14 protein-coding genes and 1 tRNA gene are annotated in these 20638 nt (G+C 24.3%); 2 read left to right on the top strand and 13 right to left on the bottom strand.

Annotated elements, in window-relative coordinates; translation table 11 throughout:
* Positions 1-39 precede the first annotated feature (39 nt).
* The 3 genes from AB4W62_RS01490 to AB4W62_RS01500 form a co-directional block, all read right to left on the bottom strand.
* On the bottom strand, positions 40-981 hold the full coding sequence (locus AB4W62_RS01490) for a rhodanese-related sulfurtransferase (protein WP_367679733.1): 942 nt from the start codon (positions 979-981) through the stop codon (positions 40-42).
* A 158-nt stretch (positions 982-1139) separates the two neighbouring features.
* Positions 1140-3995 carry a valine--tRNA ligase gene (locus tag AB4W62_RS01495; RefSeq protein WP_367679734.1) on the bottom strand — a complete coding sequence of 952 codons (2856 nt, stop codon included), beginning with the start codon at positions 3993-3995 and terminating at the stop codon, positions 1140-1142.
* A gap of 101 nt (positions 3996-4096) precedes the next feature.
* On the bottom strand, positions 4097-5599 hold the full coding sequence (locus tag AB4W62_RS01500) for a leucyl aminopeptidase (protein WP_367679735.1): 1503 nt from the start codon (positions 5597-5599) through the stop codon (positions 4097-4099).
* Positions 5600-5854: 255 nt separating this feature from the next.
* On the opposite strand from AB4W62_RS01500, the gene argF reads away from it, so the two are divergent.
* Both argF and AB4W62_RS01510 read left to right on the top strand, forming a co-directional pair.
* On the top strand, positions 5855-6877 hold the full coding sequence (gene argF / locus AB4W62_RS01505) for an ornithine carbamoyltransferase (RefSeq protein ID WP_367679736.1): 1023 nt from the start codon (positions 5855-5857) through the stop codon (positions 6875-6877).
* A gap of 62 nt (positions 6878-6939) precedes the next feature.
* The gene (locus AB4W62_RS01510; protein ID WP_367679737.1) at positions 6940-7338 is read left to right on the top strand and encodes a Rid family detoxifying hydrolase; all 399 of its coding nucleotides are present in this window, start codon (positions 6940-6942) and stop codon (positions 7336-7338) included.
* A gap of 133 nt (positions 7339-7471) precedes the next feature.
* Here AB4W62_RS01510 and AB4W62_RS01515 read toward each other — a convergent pair whose 3' ends face one another.
* The 10 genes from AB4W62_RS01515 to ftsH form a co-directional block, all read right to left on the bottom strand.
* A complete protein-coding gene (locus AB4W62_RS01515) occupies positions 7472-9274 on the bottom strand; it encodes a DEAD/DEAH box helicase (RefSeq protein WP_367679738.1) in 1803 nt (600 codons plus the stop codon).
* 420 nt (positions 9275-9694) lie between these two features.
* On the bottom strand, positions 9695-11815 hold the full coding sequence (gene pnp / locus AB4W62_RS01520; protein ID WP_367679739.1) for a polyribonucleotide nucleotidyltransferase: 2121 nt from the start codon (positions 11813-11815) through the stop codon (positions 9695-9697).
* Between the two features lie 247 nt (positions 11816-12062).
* Entirely contained in the window at positions 12063-12332 is a 270-nt protein-coding gene (gene rpsO, locus AB4W62_RS01525; protein ID WP_367679740.1) for a 30S ribosomal protein S15, read from the bottom strand.
* Positions 12333-12422: 90 nt separating this feature from the next.
* Complete coding sequence (gene truB / locus AB4W62_RS01530; RefSeq protein WP_367679741.1) at positions 12423-13349, bottom strand: tRNA pseudouridine(55) synthase TruB; 927 nt, start codon at positions 13347-13349, stop codon at positions 12423-12425.
* A 20-nt stretch (positions 13350-13369) separates the two neighbouring features.
* Positions 13370-13741 (bottom strand): 30S ribosome-binding factor RbfA, encoded by a 372-nt coding sequence (gene rbfA / locus AB4W62_RS01535; protein ID WP_367679742.1) that lies wholly within the window; start codon positions 13739-13741, stop codon positions 13370-13372.
* Between the two features lie 54 nt (positions 13742-13795).
* Positions 13796-16351: a translation initiation factor IF-2 gene (gene infB / locus AB4W62_RS01540; protein ID WP_367679743.1), complete on the bottom strand. Its 2556-nt coding sequence runs from the start codon at positions 16349-16351 to the stop codon at positions 13796-13798.
* Between the two features lie 12 nt (positions 16352-16363).
* Positions 16364-17851 (bottom strand): transcription termination factor NusA, encoded by a 1488-nt coding sequence (gene nusA / locus AB4W62_RS01545; RefSeq protein ID WP_367679744.1) that lies wholly within the window; start codon positions 17849-17851, stop codon positions 16364-16366.
* 284 nt (positions 17852-18135) lie between these two features.
* Positions 18136-18221 (bottom strand) — tRNA-Leu (locus AB4W62_RS01550).
* A gap of 61 nt (positions 18222-18282) precedes the next feature.
* On the bottom strand, positions 18283-18519 hold the full coding sequence (secG, locus tag AB4W62_RS01555) for a preprotein translocase subunit SecG (protein WP_367679745.1): 237 nt from the start codon (positions 18517-18519) through the stop codon (positions 18283-18285).
* 292 nt (positions 18520-18811) lie between these two features.
* Positions 18812-20623, bottom strand: coding sequence for an ATP-dependent zinc metalloprotease FtsH (gene ftsH, locus AB4W62_RS01560; RefSeq protein WP_367679746.1), 1812 nt, complete (start codon positions 20621-20623; stop codon positions 18812-18814).
* Positions 20624-20638: the final 15 nt, after the last annotated feature.

Genomic DNA, 20638 nt, shown 5'->3' on the forward strand with positions numbered 1-20638 from the left:
TTAAAAATCAATAAATTAATTTTTAATTCAACAATAATATTAAATTCCTATTTTTCTTTTACATGTTAAAGAACAACAATTATTAAATTTTTTCAAACAATCTGAACATTGAAGCATTAGCATATGACAAGAATTATTTTGACAATTTGTATATGAATCACATAAAGCATGACAATTTTTACAATTTGATAAAACATCTTTTGTGATTCTTTCCCCCATTCTTAAATCAAAAACAAAATTTTTTCCTTTGAAAAGTATAGGTAAATTATTCAATTTAGCATCTTTAACATATCCTATAATCCCATTTTTAATTTGATACACATTATTAAAACCATTATAGCTTAACCAAGCTGCTACTTTTTCGCAACGAATACCGCCTGTGCAATATAAAATTATATTTTTTTTCTTAAAAGAACATAAATAATTTGTTATTAATTTTATTTGTTCTCTAAAAGTACTTCCAGGTAATTTAATTGCATTTTCAAAATAACCAATTTTATGTTCATAATTGTTTCTTACATCTACTAATAAAGTATTTTTTTTTTTGAACATTTCATTTACTTCTGTAGCATTTAAATATTTCTTAAAAGAATTTATAAAAAAATTTTTATTTGAAATACCATCAGATACAATTTTTTTTCTTATCTTAACTGTTAAAACCCAGAAAGATTTTCTTTCATTAAAAATACTCTTATTAAGGTATATATTTCTAAAATTTTGATCTATTTTTTTTAAAAATCTTTTTATTGTATGAAAATAAAAAATAGGGACATTAATTTGTGCATTAATTCCTTCATTAGAAATATAAATTCTTCCAAAAATTTTTAGTTTATTAAAATTAACATAAATTAAATTTCTAAAATTAATGAGATCTTTAATAAAAAAATATTTATAAAAGGAAAGTGTAACTCGTTTAACATCGTCAGCTAACATTTTTTTTCTTAATGTTTTTCTAGATTCAACATTATATAAATTAGGCATAATAAAAAATTATCCTTATAATCAATTAAATTTAATTTTAATAATTTTTTTATGAAAAAACTATATTTTAAATATCCTATTCAAACAATAAATAATTAATAATTAATAATAAGTTGTAAATAATTAAATTTATGAAAAATATTAATTAAATCTATATTTTAAATTTTTAAAACTAATTTTTTATAATTTAATAAATCATTTCTTTCTATTTTTAATAAAGAAAGTATTTTTTTATTCTTTTTTACAATTATTAAAGGAGCGTATAAAAGAAAATTTTTATTTTTTAACTGAGATTTTATTTTTTCAATTTTTAATTCTATTTTTTTTAATTTAATTTTAGTTGCTGATAATTCTAAATTTTTATCAATTAACCCTGTAATTGGAATTATTATTTCTGTATTATCAATATTTTTTTTAATAGAAATAGGAATATTTTTATTTGAAAATAAAATTTTTATGCTTTTTATTCCTAACATATTAAATATATAATTTTTATGTTCTTTAATAATTGATTTAATACAATCATTAGGATTATAAAACATTACAGAAATTAAAACATTTTTAGATAATTTCATAGAAAAACGAACTTTTCTAATGATAGATATAATTTTTTTTATATATGAAACATACAAAGTGGATTTCTCATCTATTTTAATAGAATTAAATTTAGGGAAATTAGATATCATAATAGAACGGGGACTTAATTTGAGAATTTTTTTTACTTTTATCCAAATGCTTTCAGTAATAAAAGGAATAATTGGGTGAGAAAGTCTTAGAATAGATTCTAAAACTTTAATTAAAGTCTGAAAGTTACCTATTTTATCTTCTTTAGAACCATATTTTATAGTTATTTTAGAAAATTCTAGATACCAATCACAAAATTGATTCCAAATAAAATCATATATTAAATTTGCAGCAATATCAAAACGATATGTTTTTAATGCCTGGGTAAATAACTTAACAGTTGTATAAAATTCTGAAATTATCCATTTATCTATAACAGATAAAAAATTTTTTTTATCATAATTATTTTCTAAATTTTTAATATGAAAAAAAATAAATTTACTTGCGTTCCATAATTTATTACAAAAATTTTTATAACCGTAAAGACGATTCATATCCCAATTAATTTCTCTATTCATAGATGCTAGTGCCGTACAGGTAAATCGTAAAGCATCAGTTCCAACACCTTTTATTCCATAAGGAAATTCTTTTTTAGTGAGTTCTGTTATTTTTTCTAATAAGTTAGATTTAAGTAATTTTTTTGTTCTTTTAATAATTAAGTCATTCAAGGAGATACCATCTATCATATCTATTGGATCAATGACATTTCCTTTAGATTTAGACATTTTTTCTCCTGATTCATCTCTTATTAATCCTGTTATATATACTTTTTTAAAAGGAACCTGGGGAACATTTTCTTTATTTTTAATAAAATACATTGTTAACATGATCATTCTAGCAATCCAAAAAAAAATAATATCAAAACCACTGACTAAAACATTTGTCGGATGAAAATTATCTAATTCTGCGGATGAATTAGGCCATCCCAATGAAGCGAAACTCCATAAAGCTGAGGAAAACCAAGTATCTAGTACATCTTTATCCTGAAATAAATATAATTTATTTGAAAGATTATACTTTTCTCTTACATCTTTTTCATTATATCCTGTATAAATATTATTTTTTTTATCATACCAAATTGGTATTCTATGTCCCCACCACAACTGACGAGAAATACACCAATCTTTAATATTATTCATCCAAGAAAAGTACAATTTTTTGTATTGAGAAGGTATAAACTGAATTTTTTCTTTTTTAACAGCATCTATCGCTATCTTTGATAATTTATCAGTTTTTAAATACCACTGATTAGTTAAAATAGGCTCTATTATAACATTGCTTCTATCTCCTACTGGAACAGTATATTCATAATATTTTATGTCTTCTAATAAATTATTCTTTTGAATTTCTATAATTATTTTTTTTCGAGCTAAATTTTTATCTAAATTTCTAAATTTTTCAGGTATATACGAATTACTTACTTTTATTTTTTTCCCTTTTACATCATATACATTCGCTATATTACATGTTCTTCCTTCAAGTGTAAAAATATTGATTAATGGTAAATTATGAGAAACTGCTATTTCATAATCCATAAAGTCATGAGCAGGAGTAATTTTCACACATCCCGTGCCCTTTTTAATATCAATTCTTTTATCTGAAATTATAGAAATTACTCTTTTAGTCAATGGAATAAAAACTTTTTTTCCTACGTATTTTTTATATCTTTTATCATCTGGATTAACAGCTATTGCTGTATCTCCAAACAATGTCTCTGGCCTTGTTGTTGCAACAACTAAATATTTTTTTTTTAATATTTGCTTCTCTTCAGGAACAAAAAAATACTTTAAATACCACATTTTTCCTTTAATAGATTTATTATTAATTTCTAAATCAGAGATAACTGTTTTTAATTTTGAATCCCAATTAGATAAGCATTTTTTTTTATAAATTAATTTTCTTTCATAAAGAAAAATAAATGATTTTCTTACAGCAATCTTCATGCCTTTATCTAAACTAAACCTTTCACTCGACCAATCTACTGAGCTTCCTAAACGACGTATTTGACTAGAAATTTGATCATGTGATTGCTTCTTCCATTTCCAAATCTCATTAACAAAACTCTTTCTTCCTAAATACTGACGTGTTATTTTTGAATCCTTAGAATATAATTCACGTTCTACTATTGTTTGTGTAGCGATACCAGCATGATCAGTTCCTATTTTCCATAATGTATTCTTTCCTCTCATTCGATTATATCGAATTAAAATATCCATTATAGTTTGTTGAAAAGCATGTCCTAAATGTAAACTTCCTGTTATATTAGGTGGAGGCATAATTATACAAAAATTTTTTTTATTTTTATCATTAGTTGGTTTAAAAAAATTATTTTTCTCCCAAAAGCAGTATATTTCTTTTTCAATACTTTTAGGATCATATTGTTTATTCATGTTAAAAACCTTTAACTTTTATTAAAATTTTTTTATAAAAACTAAAAAAAATTATAAAAAAATAATAATATTAAATTTAAGTAATTAATTTATTTTGATTTTTAAATAGTAAAGTTAGATTTATTTAATAAAAATTGACATAACAAAGAAACAGGGCGACCAGTTGATTCTTTCTTTTTACTGTTTGTCCAAGCAGTACCTGCAATATCTAAATGCGCCCATTTATATTTTTCAGTAAAAAAAGACAAAAATAAAGCAGCACTTATAGCGCTTGCTTGTCTACCTCCTACATTAGAAAAATCTGCTATATCAGAAGTTAATAATTTTTTATATTCTGAATATAATGGCAATTCCCATATTTTATCTCCAGTTAATTTTCCTGATTGAATTAAATCATTAACTAAATTTTTATTATTAGACATTACTCCACTTGCTATATTTCCTAATGCAACAACACAAGCTCCTGTTAAAGTTGCAATATCAATTACAATATCAGGATTAAATTGTTCCACATAAGTTAATACGTCACATAGAATTAATCTTCCTTCTGCATCTGTATCTAATATTTCAACTGTCTTTCCAGATAATGTCTTTAAGACATCTCCTGGACGGAAAGAATTTCCATCCGGCATATTCTCAGAAGCCGCTATGATTCCCATGATATTTAAAGGTAAGTTTAATTCAGCTGCAAATAAAATAGCACCATATACCGCTGCTGCTCCTGACATGTCATATTTCATTTCATCCATATTTTTTGAAGGTTTAATAGAAATTCCCCCAGAATCAAAAGTTACCCCTTTTCCGATTAAAACTATTAATTTTTCATGTGATTTAAGATTTTTTTGATAATTTATAATTGACATGTAAGAAGAGTTATTAGAACCTTTTCCTACTGAAAAATAAGCATTCATTCCCAATTCTTTAATCTGATTAGCATTAAATATTTTTGTAGTAATAGTACTTTTATATTTTTCTGATAATAATTTAGATTTTTCTGCTAGATATAAGGGAGTGCATACATTGGATGGAGTATTTGATAAGTCCTTAGCAATATTTTTTCCCTTTAAAATTGATAAAGAATGTTTTAAAGAAATTTCTGCTTCTTTTAAATTATGTTTTTCATTAATATAAAAATTAATTTTTTTTATTTTAAAAATGTTTGTTTTATTTGTTTTAAACATATTAAAGAAATATAATCTATCTCCAATAATTTCTAATATTATTCTAATTTTCCAATATATATTTAAATTTTTCACTGGTAGTTCTGTTAAAAACCAACAAGAATTTTGTATTCTATTTTTATATAAAAAATTTATAACTTTAGAAATTATTCTAATAAATTCTTTTTTATTTAACTCTTTATTTTTTCCGCAACCAACTAATAAAATTAAGTTTGAAATAATATTGGGTATATCGTACAATAATGTTATTTTTCCTATCTCCCATATAATATTTCTTTTTAAAATAATATCATTAATATAATTTAATGTTTTTTTATTAAAAATATTAAATTTTTCAGAAAATTTGTTTATTTTGGAAATTCCTAAAACAGTACATGGTGAAGAAATTTTTTTTAAATTTGTATTTTTTATTCTAAATTTCATAAAAATCTTAACTTTTAAATAAAAACATTAATATTAAGTTATTTATTTATACTTTTTTAAAATAATAATTATTAAAATCATAAGCATAAAAAAATAACAGTGGACGTAATTAAAATAAACTAATAACATTATAATATCAATTTAATTATTTTTAAATTAAATTTATTTTCAAAAATATTTTTTTATAAAAAATATACTTTTCTTTATTAGAAAATTAAAAAAAACTTTTAATTAAAATGATTATAGGAATAAAAAATGTCTAATTTATATCAACGTCATTGCACCAGATTATTTGATTTTTCTGATATTGAAATAAAAAAAATAATTAATTTAGCAGCTGATTTAAAAAAAATAAAATCAAAAAAAAGAGAAATTGGATATTTAAAAAATAAGAAAATCGCTTTAATTTTTGAAAAAGAATCAACAAGAACAAGATGTGCTTTTGAAGTAGCTGCTTTTGATCAACATGCAAATGTTACTTATTTAGGACCTGGTTCAACACATTTAGGATATAAAGAATCATTACAGGATACAGCGGAAATTTTATCTTCTTTATATGATGGAATTCAATATCGCGGTGGAAAACATGAAAATATTATGATATTATCAAAATATTCAAAAGTTCCAGTATGGAATGGTTTAACCGATCGCTTTCATCCTACTCAATTATTATCTGACTTATTAACAATGCAAGAACTTTCAACCGAAAAAAATCTCAAAAGAAAAAAAATTGTTTATATCGGAGATGCTCAAAATAATATCGCAAATACTATATTAGAAGCATCTGTATTAACTAATTTTAATCTTAGTATAATTGCTCCAAAAGAATATTGGCCTGAAAAAAAAATATTTAACTGCTGTCAATCAATAGCTAAAGAGAAAAAAATTAAAATAGAATGTACTGATTCGATTTCCGACGGAATTAAAAACGCAGATTTTATCTATACCGATGTGTGGATATCTATGGGAGAATCTAAAGAAACATGGGAGAATAAAATTAAAATTTTATTACCTTATCAAGTTAATAAAAAACTAATTGAATTAAGTAATAATAAAAATATAGAAGTTTTACATTGTTTACCTGCTATGCATAATAAAGAAACAGTTATGGGAGAAATGTTACTAAAAAAATTAGGATTAAAAAACGGTTTAGAAATTACCAAAGAAATTTTTCAAACTTATAGAAAAACTATTTTTAGACAAGCAGAAAATAGAATTCACACTATTAAAGCTTTAATGATTGCAACACTTTTGAAAGAAAGTACATATAAAAAATAATTTTTTTAAAAAAAATTATATCTTAAATCCAATTTAATTATTTTTAATTAAGAAAAAAATATATGAAATTTAAACAAATAGTTTCTGAAAAAGCTCCTGAAGCAATTGGTCCTTATTCTCAAGGAGTAGTATTTAAAAATATTTTATTTACTTCTGGACAAATTCCAATTAATAAAAAACTACAAATAATACCTATTGATATTTTCGAACAAACAAAAATTTGTTTACAAAATATTGGGTTTATCTTAGAAAAATCTAATTTTCAAATAAATGAAATTATTAAAATAGTTATATACACAACTAAATTAGAAAAGATAGATTTAATTAATAATTCATATAAAAAATTTTTTGAGTCCTACCAAATGATACTACCAGCAAGAACGTGTATTGGTGTTTCAAAATTACCTAAAAATGTTGATATTGAAATAGAAGCTATTGCTTTAAAGTCAAAAAAAGAATAGAAAGAGGAAAGTACGATCCTCTTTCTTTTTTTTAAAAAAATTATTTTAATTATATTAAATATTTTTTTTAAAGTGTGAATCAGTGATTACTTAAATAATATTAATTTTTTATATAAAAGTTAATTTTTTCGAGTTAAATATTTTTATCACGAGAAAAAAAAGATGAAGAAATAAACTTTTTATTACTTTTAAATTTATTTTTTCGTTCTTGTGTAAAATTTAATTTTTTGTTTTTTTCGTAAACAGAAACTGGTTTAAATGTTGTTTTTTTTGTATAAAAGTTATTTTTCTTAAATAATCGAATATTTATTGATTTATTTAATATTCTAGTACGAGAAAATCTAATTAAGATTTCTTTAGACAATTCTTTTGGTAATTCAATAACTGAATATTTAGAAAATAATTTAATATTACCAATTTTTTTACTGCTAATATCTCCTTCATTTGCAATTGCTCCTACTATATGTCTAGCTTCCACTCCATCATCTCTTCCAACTTCAATTTTATATAAATCCATATTTTTTATTTCTTTTCTATCTCGGACAAATCTTTTATTTTTAAAATTTTCATATTTACTAGTTCTTCTAAATACAGAGTTTTGAATATTTTTCTTATAAATATCAGGTTTAACAATTAAGGGACGTTCTCCTTGAGCCATTTTTAATAGTGCAGCTGCTAATGTTTCAAGATCAAAATTTTCTTCAGAAAATAATTTTGGTAATAATAAACGATATTCTTTTAAATCTTTACTTTTTATTTGCTTTTTAATTTTTTCAGAAAATTTTTCAATACGACGTTTACTTAATAATTCTCGATTAGGTAAATTAACTTCTGGAATATTTAATTTTACTATTCTTTCTATATTTCTAAGTAACCTACGTTCTCTATTTTCGACAAATAATAAAGCTTTTCCCGCTCTTCCCGCTCTCCCTGTTCTTCCTATTCTATGAACATAAGACTCGGCATCCATAGGAATATCATAGTTTATTACTAAACTGATTCGATCAACATCTAATCCCCTTGCTGCGACATCAGTAGCAATTAAGATATCTAAACGACCATTTTTTAATCTTTCCAAAGTTTGTTCTCTAACAGATTGATTCATATCTCCATTTAATGCAGCACTATTATATCCATTTCTTTCTAACGCCTCTGAGACTTCCAATGTTGCATTCTTTGTACGTACAAAAATAATAGTTGCTGAAAAATCTTCTACTTCTAAAAATCGAATCAATGCATCCGTTTTTTTTCCGTATACAATCCAATGACTTTGAGAAATATCTGGACGTGTTGTTATATTAGATTTTATTCTAATTTCTTTTGGATTATTCATAAATCTTTTAGAAATTCTTCGAATAATTTCCGGCATAGTTGCAGAAAATAGAGCTGTCTGATGATTTTTAGGAATTTCAGCCATAATATTTTCTACATCTTCTATAAAACCCATCCTTAACATTTCATCAGCTTCATCTAATACTAATCCTTGTAAATGAGATAAATTTAAAGTTCCTCTCTTTAAATGATCTAAAAGTCTTCCAGGTGTACCTACTACAATTTGAGGACCTTGTCTTAACGCTCTTAATTGTAATTCATATCTTTGCCCTCCATATAAAGGTAAAACTTGAATTTCTTTAATAAATTTTGAAAAATTAGAAAATGCTTCTGCGACTTGTACTGCCAATTCTCTTGTTGGAGCTAAAACTAAAATTTGAGGAACTTTTAAACTTTTATTTATATTATGTAATAATGGTAAAGCAAAAGCTGCTGTTTTACCGCTCCCCGTTTGTGCCATACCTAAAACATCTCGACCTGATAATAGTAAAGGTATACAAGTTAATTGTATTGGTGAGGGTTTTATATATCCCATTTTATCCAATGATTGAATAATCTGAGGATTTAAACCAAAAGTGGAAAAATTTATTTCTTTATGAGTCATGCAGTGGATGTGCCTCTTAAGTTACATCAGCCAGTCTACATAACTCATCGTAAAAAATAATTAATTTTATTCTCATTGAAAAGTATGAACCGGCTTAAATTATATGATTAATTAAAAAAATAATTAATATTAAGTTTATTTTTTTTAAAAATAATTAATTTATATATAAATTTTTTTTACTTATATATTTTAATTAAATTAAAAATTTTTACTAAGTTGCTTTAAATAAAAAAATATTTTTTTAAAAAAATATTTTTTTGATATTTATGTGGTAAATCAAAATTTATTTTTTCCTTTTTTTAAAATAAAATAATTAATAGTGTACCTTAATATAAAGAAAACAACAAAAATATAAATTAAATTGATAAACATTTATTATATAATAAATGTTTATTAAAAAAAATGAATTTAACTTTCTAACTAAATATTTAAATTGAATATCTCTTTTTTTGATAAAATTTTTTTTACTTCTTTAATACTTAATCTAATTCGACCTTGTCGATCGACTTCTAATACTTTTACTGGCATAGTCTGATCAATTCGAAGGTGATCTGTAACTTTTTCAACACGTTTTTCAGAAATTTGCGAAATATGAACTAATCCTTCCTTTCCGATTCCAATTGAAACAAATGCCCCAAAATCAACTATTCTTGTTACTTTTCCAATATAAACTCTTCCTACTTTAATTTCAGCTGTAATTGCTTCTATACGACGAATTGCATTTTTAGCTTTTTCTTGAAGATTAGCTGAAATCTTAATTATTCCATTATCTTCAATTTCAATTGTAGTGCCTGTTTCTTCAGTAAGCATTCTTATAACTGATCCTCCTTTTCCTATTACATCTTTAATTTTTTCAGGATTAATTTTAATAGTATGAATTCTTGGAGCAAGTTCAGATATTTCATTTCTTGCAGAAGATAGGGCGCGATTCATAATTTTAAGTATATGCAATCTAGCACTTTTTGCTTGATAAAGAGAAAATTTAATAATTTCTTTAGTTATTCCCTCAATTTTCATATCCATTTGTAAAGCAGTAATTCCTTCTGATGTTCCTGCTACCTTAAAATCCATGTCCCCAAGATGATCTTCATCACCCAATATATCTGATAATATAACATATTTTTTTACATCTTTAATTAAACCCATTGATATTCCAGCAACAGCAGATTTTATTGGTACTCCTGCATCCATTAAAGCTAAAGAAGCAGCGCATACTGAAGCCATTGATGAAGATCCATTAGATTCGGTAATTTCAGAAACAACTCTTATAGTATAAGGAAAATCTTCTATCTTAGGCATAACTGCTAATAAACTTCGTTTTGCTAATCTTCCATGTCCGATTTCTCTTCTTTTTGGAGATCCAACCATTCCTACTTCACCAACTGAATAAGGTGGAAAATTATAATGAAATAGAAAATTTTCTGTTCTATCTCCTAAAAGTTCATCTAAATTTTGAGCGTCTCTTGCTGTTCCTAAAGTTGTTGCGACTAATGATTGGGTTTCACCACGAGTAAATAATGCGGACCCATGAGTTCTAGGTAATATTCCTGTACGTATATCTAAAGCTCGAATCATATCTTTTTCTCTTCCATCAATACGTAGTTTTCCATTTAGAATTCTATTTCTAACAATTTTTTTTTCAATAGATTGAAAAATATTTTCAACTTCATAATCATCTAAATTTGAATATTCATTTGCTAATTCTTCTATAATTTCCATCTTAATGGAATTTAGCTCTTCATGTCTTTTTTGTTTATCTTTAATACAATAAGCCGAAAAAATCTTAGATTCTGATAAAATTGAAATTTTAGAAGATAAAATTCTATTAACAGGAGGAATATAAAATTCAAAGGGTAATTTATTTACATCGTTTTGTAACCTACATATATTTTCAATAACAACTTGTTGTTCTTGATGCCCAAAAGTTATAGCATCTATAACTTTTTCTTCACTTAAAACTTTAGCTTCAGCTTCTACCATAAGCACAGCATTTTTAGTTCCTGAAACAACCAAATCTAAAGTGCTAAATTTCATCTCTTCCATAGTGGGATTTAAAATATATTTTCCATTAATATACCCTATTCTAGCTGCACTTAAAGGTCCCTGAAAAGGAATTCCTGATAAGCTTAGAGCTGCTGAGGCTCCTATGATTGAAATAATATCAGGATTAATTTTTGGATTCACTGAAACAACAGTTGCTATTACTTGTACTTCATGTAAAAAACCCGTAACAAAAAGCGGTCTAATAGGTCTATCTATTAATCTAGCTATCAATATTTCGTTTTCAGTCGATCTGCCTTCACGACGAAAAAAACCTCCTGGAATTTTTCCTGCTGCATATGTTCGCTCTTGATAGTTAACAGTTAATGGAAAAAATTTTTGTCCAGATTGAACTTTTTTTTGGACAACTACAGTTACAAAAACAGCTGTATCATCCATACTAGCCATAACAGCTGCTGTAGCCTGACGTGCCATTACTCCTGTTTCTAGAGTTACAGTATGCTTTCCATATTGAAATTTACGTACGATAGGGTTTAACAAAATAATATCCTTAAGAAAACAATCAAATTATGTATATAAATAACTTTATTAGTTATAAAAATTTAAAAAATAATCATATTAATTAATGCTATCGTTATAGCAATTATATTATCGAATACAAACTATCTTGAATATATAATGCTTAATTATTCAAAATAAAAAATTATTAAAATATTTTTTTAAAGGGCCTTTATAAGCCCTTCCGCTTATCTTTTTTTAAAAAAATGAGTTTTTTATATAAAAAATACTATCTACGTAAATTTAACTTTTTAATTAAATTAGAATATTTTAAAGAACTTTTAAACTTTAAATAATCTAATAATTTTCTGCGTTTAGAAACCATTTTTAAAAGACCTCTACGACTACTATGATCTTTAATATGTAAAGAAAAATGATTTTGTAAATCATTAATTGTATGAGTTAACAATGCTATTTGAACTTCTGTATTTCCGCAATTTTTACTATTAGATCCATATTGTAAAATTATTTTTTGTTTATTAACTTTATCTAGAGACATATTAAGAATCCTTTTTTGATTTAATTAATTTAGTAGTTATAATAAAGATAACTTAAATAAAATGTTTTTTATTATATTAATTATAATTTTTTAAGAATTACAGGTTGACATTAAACGAACAGGAAATAAATTGCCTAAATCATCATTTTTTCCAATGCCTATAAAAATTTTATTTTTTCCTTCTGTAATTCTTACTATTCCAGAATGATAAATAGAAGAAAAAATTTTTTGTCCTAATTTTAATAAATATGATTTTCTTGTAGAAATATTAATGACTGGAAAATTAGTAAGAGCACTATCTATCGAAATTAACAATTTATTTAATTGATAGTTTGAAACAAATTTATTTTTATTTTTCTTATAAAAATATAAAGTATTAAAATTAACTAATTGTGATTTTACAAAAGAACCTACTCTTAATCTTTTTAAATATGTTATATGAGCTCCACATCCTAAACGTTCTCCTAAATCATCAATTAATGTTCTAATATATGTTCCTTTAGAACATACAACTTCTAATTGTAATATTTTTGTATTATGAAATATATATTTCAATTCATATATAGAAATTTTTCTCTTTTTTCTATCTATTTTAATTCCTTTTCGAGCATATTTATATAATGCTAATCCTTTATATTTTATTGCAGAGTACATTGGTGGAATTTGAAAAATATCTCCAATAAATTCTTTTAATACTTTTTTTAAATTATCAGAAGAAATGTTTACTGAACGAATTTGTATAATTTCTCCTGTAGAATCTAAAGTAGAAGTTTTTTCTCCAAACTTGGCAATGACTCGATAATGTTTATTAGAATTTAATAAATACATTGAAAACTTAGTTGCTTCTCCAAAACAAATTGGCAACATCCCGGTTGCCAAAGGATCTAGAGATCCTATATGCCCTGCTTTTTTAGCTTTAAAAATTTTTTTTACCTTTTGTAAGGCATAATTTGAAGAAAATCCTTTTGGTTTATCTAATAATAAAATACCATTTTTTTTTAATTTTAAAAAAGACATTTCCTACCTTTTTTATATTTTTATTTTTTCTTTTTTACTTGAATAAGATTATTAATAATTTTGTTCATTTTTATTCCTGTTTGTAACGAGTTGTCATAAAAAAATAAGATTAATGGTGTTTTCCTTAAAAAAATACTTTTAGATAATAATTTTCTAATATATTTAGAAGTAGATTGCAAAATTTTAATATATTCTTTAATTTTCTTAGAAGAATTCTCTCCTAAAAAACTTATAAATACTTTTGCTATATTTAGATCTTTGGACACTTTGACTTCAGATATAGTAAAAATTTTATTAATTCTACAATCGTCTATATAAAATTGTAAAATAAATGTTATTTTTTTCATTAACTCTTTTTCTATTCGATGTAATCGGTTAAACTGATAAAACATAATTAATTTTCTCTTAATTATTTTTTTTATTTCTGAATATTAAAATTAATATTTTTAATTATTATCAACTTCGGTTTTTTTAAATATCTCTATCTTATCTCCTATACAAATATCATTATAATTTTTAATTCCAATACCACATTCCATACCATTTCTAACTTCATTAACATTATTTTTAAATCTTTTTAAAGAATCTAGTTCTCCATTATATATAACTTTTTCATTTCGAAAGATTCGAACAAAATTATTTTTTTTAATAATACCATCTATAACCATACATCCTGCAATTGTTCCAAATTTAGGAGAATTAAACGTATTCCTAACCTCTGCTAAACCAATAACTTCATTTTTATATTCCGGAGATGATTTTCCTTTTATCATATCTTTGATATCATTAATTAATTTATAAATAACTGAATAATATCGAAAAGATATATTTTCTGATTCAATCATTTTTTTTGCCGATATATCTGGTTTAACATTAAATCCTAATACTATTGAATTAGATGCTGTCGCTAAAGAAATATCAGTTTCTGTAATTCCACCAACACCTGAACTAATAAGTTTTAACTTAATTTCGTTATTTTCACTTAATTCAAGTAATACATTTTTAATTGCTTCTAATGAACCTTGTACATCTGATTTTAAAATAATATTTAATTCAGAATTAGAATTTTTTTTAATAGCTTCAAACATCTTTTCAATTTTAAATTTATTTTTTTTAGTTAATTTCAATTTTCTATGTTGTAATTTTCTATGTAAAGCAAGTTCTTTTGCCTTTTTTTCTTCTAAAACTACTGAAATTTTTTCACCTACTACTGGCATACCTGATAGTCCTAAAACTTCTACAGGTAAAGAGGGTCCAGCAAATAAAATTTTCTGACCTTTTTCATTTTTTATTGCTCGAACCCTTCCATATTCTAAACCACAAATAATGGCATCTCCTATGTTTAAAGTTCCTTCTTTTATTAAAACACTAGCTACCGGGCCAGTTCCTTTATCTAATCTTGATTCAATGACTATTCCATTAGCTAACCCTTTAGTAGCAGCTTTTAACTCTAAAATTTCTGCTTGTAGTAAAATTGAATCTAATAAATTTGAAATTCCTTCTCCTGATTTAGAAGAAAATTTTATAAATATATTTTCTCCACCCCATGTTTCAGGAACCACATTGTACTCATTTAGTTCTTTAGTAATTTTTTCAATATTTTCAGTTGTTTTATCAATTTTACTAATAGCTACAATAATGGGAACATTAGCAGCTTTTGCATGATGAATAGCTTCTATAGTTTGTGGTTTAACTCCATCATCTGCAGCAACTACTAAAATTACTATATCTGTTATCTGAACCCCACGAATTCTCATAGAAGTAAAAGCAGCATGTCCAGGGGTATCTATAAAAGTAATAATTCCTTTTTTAGTATGAACCTGATAAGCTCCGATGTGTTGAGTAATTCCTCCAGCTTCTTTTGATGCAACTTGAGTAGATTTTATATAATCTAATAAAGAAGTTTTTCCGTGATCTACATGTCCTACAACTGTTACAATTGGTGCTCTGACCTTTAATTTTTTTTGACTATTATAACTATCTTGAAGAATTAATTTTTCTAATAAATCTTCTTGTTGAACATAAACTTTATGTCCCATTTCTTCTGCTATTAATTGACTAGTTTCTGCATCTAAAATATTGTTATTAGTAACTGTTATTCCCATTTGATTTAATTTTTTTATTACTAATTCACTTTTTACTGCCATTTTATTAGCTAAATCTGAAACAGAAATACTTTCACTAATAAATACATCTTTATTTACTATTCCAATAGGTTTTCTAAATAATTGTTGTAATAAACTTTTTTTCTGATTATTAGCTTTATAACCACTATTATTTTTTTTAATTGACTGAATATTTTCTTTATTTAATTGAGACGAAAAAATTTTTCTTTTTTTATTATTTTTAATAAATTTATTTTTCTTTTCATTTATTCTAACGTTTTCTTTTCTTTTATTATCATATGTTGTAAATTTTTTAAAAATAGTATCTTTCTTTCTTTTTTTATTAATATTTTGATCAACAGGATTGTTAATATTTTTTGTTATTTTTAATAAGTTTTTAGATTTTAAAGGATTTAAATTATTTTTTTTGTTTAATTGGAGTATAGTTTTTTTTTGAACAAATTGTTTATTATGTTTTTTTAAATTATTTTCATTATTATCAGTAGAATTTTTATTTATTTTTTTTTTATTAAAAATATTTTTTTCTTTTAGATTATTATCTTTTTTTAAAGAAATGACTTTTTTAGTATTAAACTTATCATTTTCATTTAAATGTTTAAAATAAGTTTTAGTTTCTCTTACTTCAATAGGAATAGATTTTTTTTTTCCATAAATATTCGAAATATTAATAGTACTTCTTTTTTTTCTTCTTAAGACCATTTTTTCTAATTTAAAATTTTTTTTTTGATCTAAAAAATCTAATAAATTTTTTTTTTCTTTATTGGTAATTAACATCTCTTCCGTCTTTTTAATTCCTAAATTGGAAAAATATTCCAATATTTTTATTACGGATATTTTTAATTCATTTGCTAACATTTTTAAAGTTATATTGTTCATTATTCGTCCTTACTATTCCACTTTAGTATTAAACCAGCAAATATTTCGAGCAGCCATAATTAATTTTCCGGCTGTATTAATATCTAATTCTGAAATATCTATTAAATCATTAACACTTTGATCTGCTAAATTTTCTAAAGTATATATTTTTTTTTCAGCTAATTTTTCTGCTAAATTAAAATTCATTCCTTTTAAATTTAAAAGATCTTTTGCAACATAAGAAGACAATTTTTTCTTCTTATTTAATTCTTTTTTTTCTAAAATTTTTATTGCTTGTTTTCGAATAGAAGTAACTGTTAAATTATCTAAACCTGAAATTTTTAGTAGTTCTTCAAAAGGTATATAAGCTATTTCTTCTATTGAAGAAAAACCTCTATTTATCAATAAATTAGCTAATTTATCATTAATTAACAAATTTTTTTTAAATAAAGAAATAATATTTTTTTCTTCTTTTTCATATTTTTTATTTAAATCATCTACTGTCATCACATTTAATTCCCAACTTGTTAATTGTGACGCTAATCTAATATTTTGCCCATTTCGACCAATTGCTTTTGCTAAATTTTCTGATTCAACGGCAATATCCATAGTATGATTTTCTTTATTTACTATAATTGATGATACTTCAGATGGAGCCATAGCATTAATTACAAATTGGGCTGGATTTTCATGCCATAAAATAATGTCTATTTTTTCACCACATAGTTCATTTGAAATAGCTTGCACTCTTGCTCCTCTCATTCCTACGCAAGCACCAATAGGATCTATCCTTTTATCATTTGTTTTAACTGCTATTTTTGAACGTAACCCAGGATCTCTAGCTGCGGCCTTTATTTCTATAATTTTTTCTCCGATTTCTGGTACTTCAATTTTAAATAATTCAACTAACATTTCAGGTTTTGATCTAGTAATAAATAACTGAATTCCTTTTTGTTCAGGATTCACTAAATACAATACTCCTCTGATACGATCACCTAATCTAAAGTTTTCTCTTGGTAACATATGCTCCTTAGTAATAATTCCTTCAGCGTTATTTCCTAAATCTAAAACAACATTATCCCTATTATTTTTTTTAACTATTCCAATAACAATTTCTCCTATATATTGAGTAAATTGATTTAAAATCATAAATCGTTCGGCTTCCCTTACTTTCTGTACTATCACCTGTTTAGCAGTTTGTGTTGTAATTCTATCAAAAGTTACAGAATTAATTTGATCTTCTACATATTCATTAACTTTAATATTAATATTGTCAAGTTTTGCAGCATCTAGTGTTATTTCTTTTGTTGGATAAGTTACTTTATGTACTACCATCCATCTTCGAAATGTATGGAAATCTCCATTCTTTCGATTAATTTGTACTCGAACATCAATTTCTTGTTCGTGTTTTTTCTTAGTCGCTGTAGCTAATGCGGTTTCTAACGCTTCAAAAATTTTTTCTCTTGGTAAAGCTTTTTCATTAGAAACAGCTTCCACAACAGCTAAAATTTCTTTGTTCATTTTATTTAGCCTCAATTTATACATTTTTAAATGTATAATTAAATTTAATTTTTTAAATCTTTTTAAAAATAAAAGCTTTATTAATAACGTACGATATATTATTATATTTAACTAGGATATTAATCCTAAATTTATTCAAAAGTTAAAAACTTAATTGCTTTTATTTTTCAAATAAAAAATAAAAAAATATTATTTTAAAAAATAAACTACCTACATAATTTAATTAATTAAATTATCTAGGAAAAACAATTAAATATTTTAAAAAAATTAATCTATTTTTTTTATACCGAGGACGGGACTTGAACCCGTAAACCCAATTAAGAGTACTACCCCCTCAAGATAGCGTGTCTACCAATTTCACCACCTCGGCTCAAAAATTTTATTTCTATCTTCTATCATCTACATTTTCATAAAATTATTTAATTTTTACATTATAAATAAATACTGCTAATATTTGATAATATTAAACTAAATAAAAAAAATAAAACAGCTATAAAACTTGTTATGGAAATAAGAAAATTATTTTCAAAATTTATAGATAAAAATTTTTTTTCATAATTATTATTTATTGAACTAATTGTTTCAGAATTATTTTCTGATTGAATTAGAATTAAAAAAATTAAAACAAAAGATAAAAGAATAAAAGAAATTAAACAAACTGTGAGCATCAAAATATTCCTTATTTTTTTAAAAAAAATTGAATAATTTAAATTTTTTAATAAAATTAAAACATGTTTATTTTTATAAATTTAAAATTTATAAAACTAAAAAATATATATCGAATAATTTAAATATTTCAAAAAAAAATTTAGCTTTAATAAACATTATTATTACCAGGAATTATTACAATAAATCCTGGTAACAAGAATATACTTTATATAGTACAGTAATCATTAAAATTATAAACAAATAAAATTTTTTATTTTTAATAATTAAATATTTTTAACATTAAATTTGCTTTTATTTTTCTATATTTTTTAGTTTTTTTCTATTCATTAAATCATTTATTTGTATTGAATTAAGTGTTTCATATTCAATTAGAGCATCTTTCATAGCATGTAAAATATCCAAGTTATCATAAAGTATTTTTTTTGCTCTATTATAATTTTTTTCAATCAAAGCTTTTACTTCTTCATCAACAATTCTTGCTGTTTCATCTGAAATATGTTTAGATTTAGAAACAGTGCGTCCTAAAAAGATCTCTTCCTCTTCTTCTGCATATAATAACGGACCTAATTTTTTTGAAAAACCCCATTGAGTTACCATATTCCTTGCTAAATTTGTGGCAACTTTAATATCATTTTGTGCACCAGTTGATACTGAGTCTTCTCCATAAATCATTTCTTCTGCTAATCTTCCTCCATATAACGTAGAAATCTGACTTTCTAATTTTTTTCTGCTTAAACTTAAACAATCTTCTTCTGGCAAAAAAAATGTAACGCCCAATGCTCTTCCCCTAGGAATAATCGTTACTTTATGAGCTGGATCATGTTCTGGAACTAATCTACCGACAATCACGTGTCCAGCTTCATGGAAAGCTGTACTTTCTTTTTGTAAATTACTCATTACCATAGATTTTCTTTCTGATCCTAAAATCATTTTATCTTTAGCTAATTCAAATTGTTTCATAGAAACTACTTTAAAATTAAATCTAGCTGCAAACAATGCTGCTTCATTAACTAAGTTAGCTAAATCAGCTCCTGAAAACCCTGGAGTTCCTCGAGCTATAATTTTAGAATCGACATCATCATTAACCGGTACTTTTTTAATATGAACATTTAAAATTGCCTCTCTTCCTTTTATATCGGGAAGTGCCACTATTACCTGGCGATCAAAACGACCGGGTCTCAATAATGCTGGATCTAAAACATCAGGACGATTAGTTGCTGCTATTAATATAATTCCTTCATTTCCATCAAATCCATCCATTTCCACTAACATCTGATTTAAAGTTTGTTCTCTTTCATCATGACCTCCTCCCAATCCAGCTCCTCTTTGACGTCCGACCGCATCAATCTCATCTATAAAAATTATACATGGTGCTACTTTTCTAGCATGTTCAAACATGTCTCGAACTCGAGACGCCCCTACTCCTACAAACATTTCTACAAAATCAGAACCTGAAATTGTAAAAAATGGAACTTTAGCTTCTCCAGCTATAGCTTTAGCTAATAATGTTTTTCCAGTTCCAGGTGGACCTACCATTAAAATACCTTTTGGAATTTTTCCTCCTAATTTTTGAAATCGAATTGGCTCTTTAAGATATTCAACTAGCTCGCTAACTTCTTCTTTTGCTTCATCGCATCCTGCAACATCTGCAAAAGTTGTTTTTATTTGATTTTCGGTAAGCATTCTAGCTTTACTTTTTCCAAAAGACATTGCTCCCTTGCCTCCTCCAAGTTGCATTTGTCTCATAAAAAAAATCCAAATTCCAATTAATAAAAAAGTAGGAAACCAAGAAATCAGAACGGACATAATTATTCCTGGTTCATTAGGACCATTTCCAACTACTCTAACGTTTTTTACTAAAAGCGTATCTAATAATCTTGGATCATTTATTGGAATGTAAGTGATGTATCGATCATTATCTTTCCTAATAACATTTATTTCTCTACCATTAATACGTGCCTCTCTAACTTGATCTCGATTAACTTCAGATAAAAATGTTGAATATTCAATTTTTCTATTATTTAAATTATTTGTAGTAAAATTTTGAAAAATAAACATTATTATAACTGCAACTACTAACCAAAGAATCAAGTTTTTAGTCATATCACTCAAGATACT

The sequence above is a fragment of the Buchnera aphidicola (Mindarus abietinus) genome, assembly GCF_964059085.1.
GTDB lineage: Bacteria > Pseudomonadota > Gammaproteobacteria > Enterobacterales > Enterobacteriaceae > Buchnera_A > Buchnera_A aphidicola_C.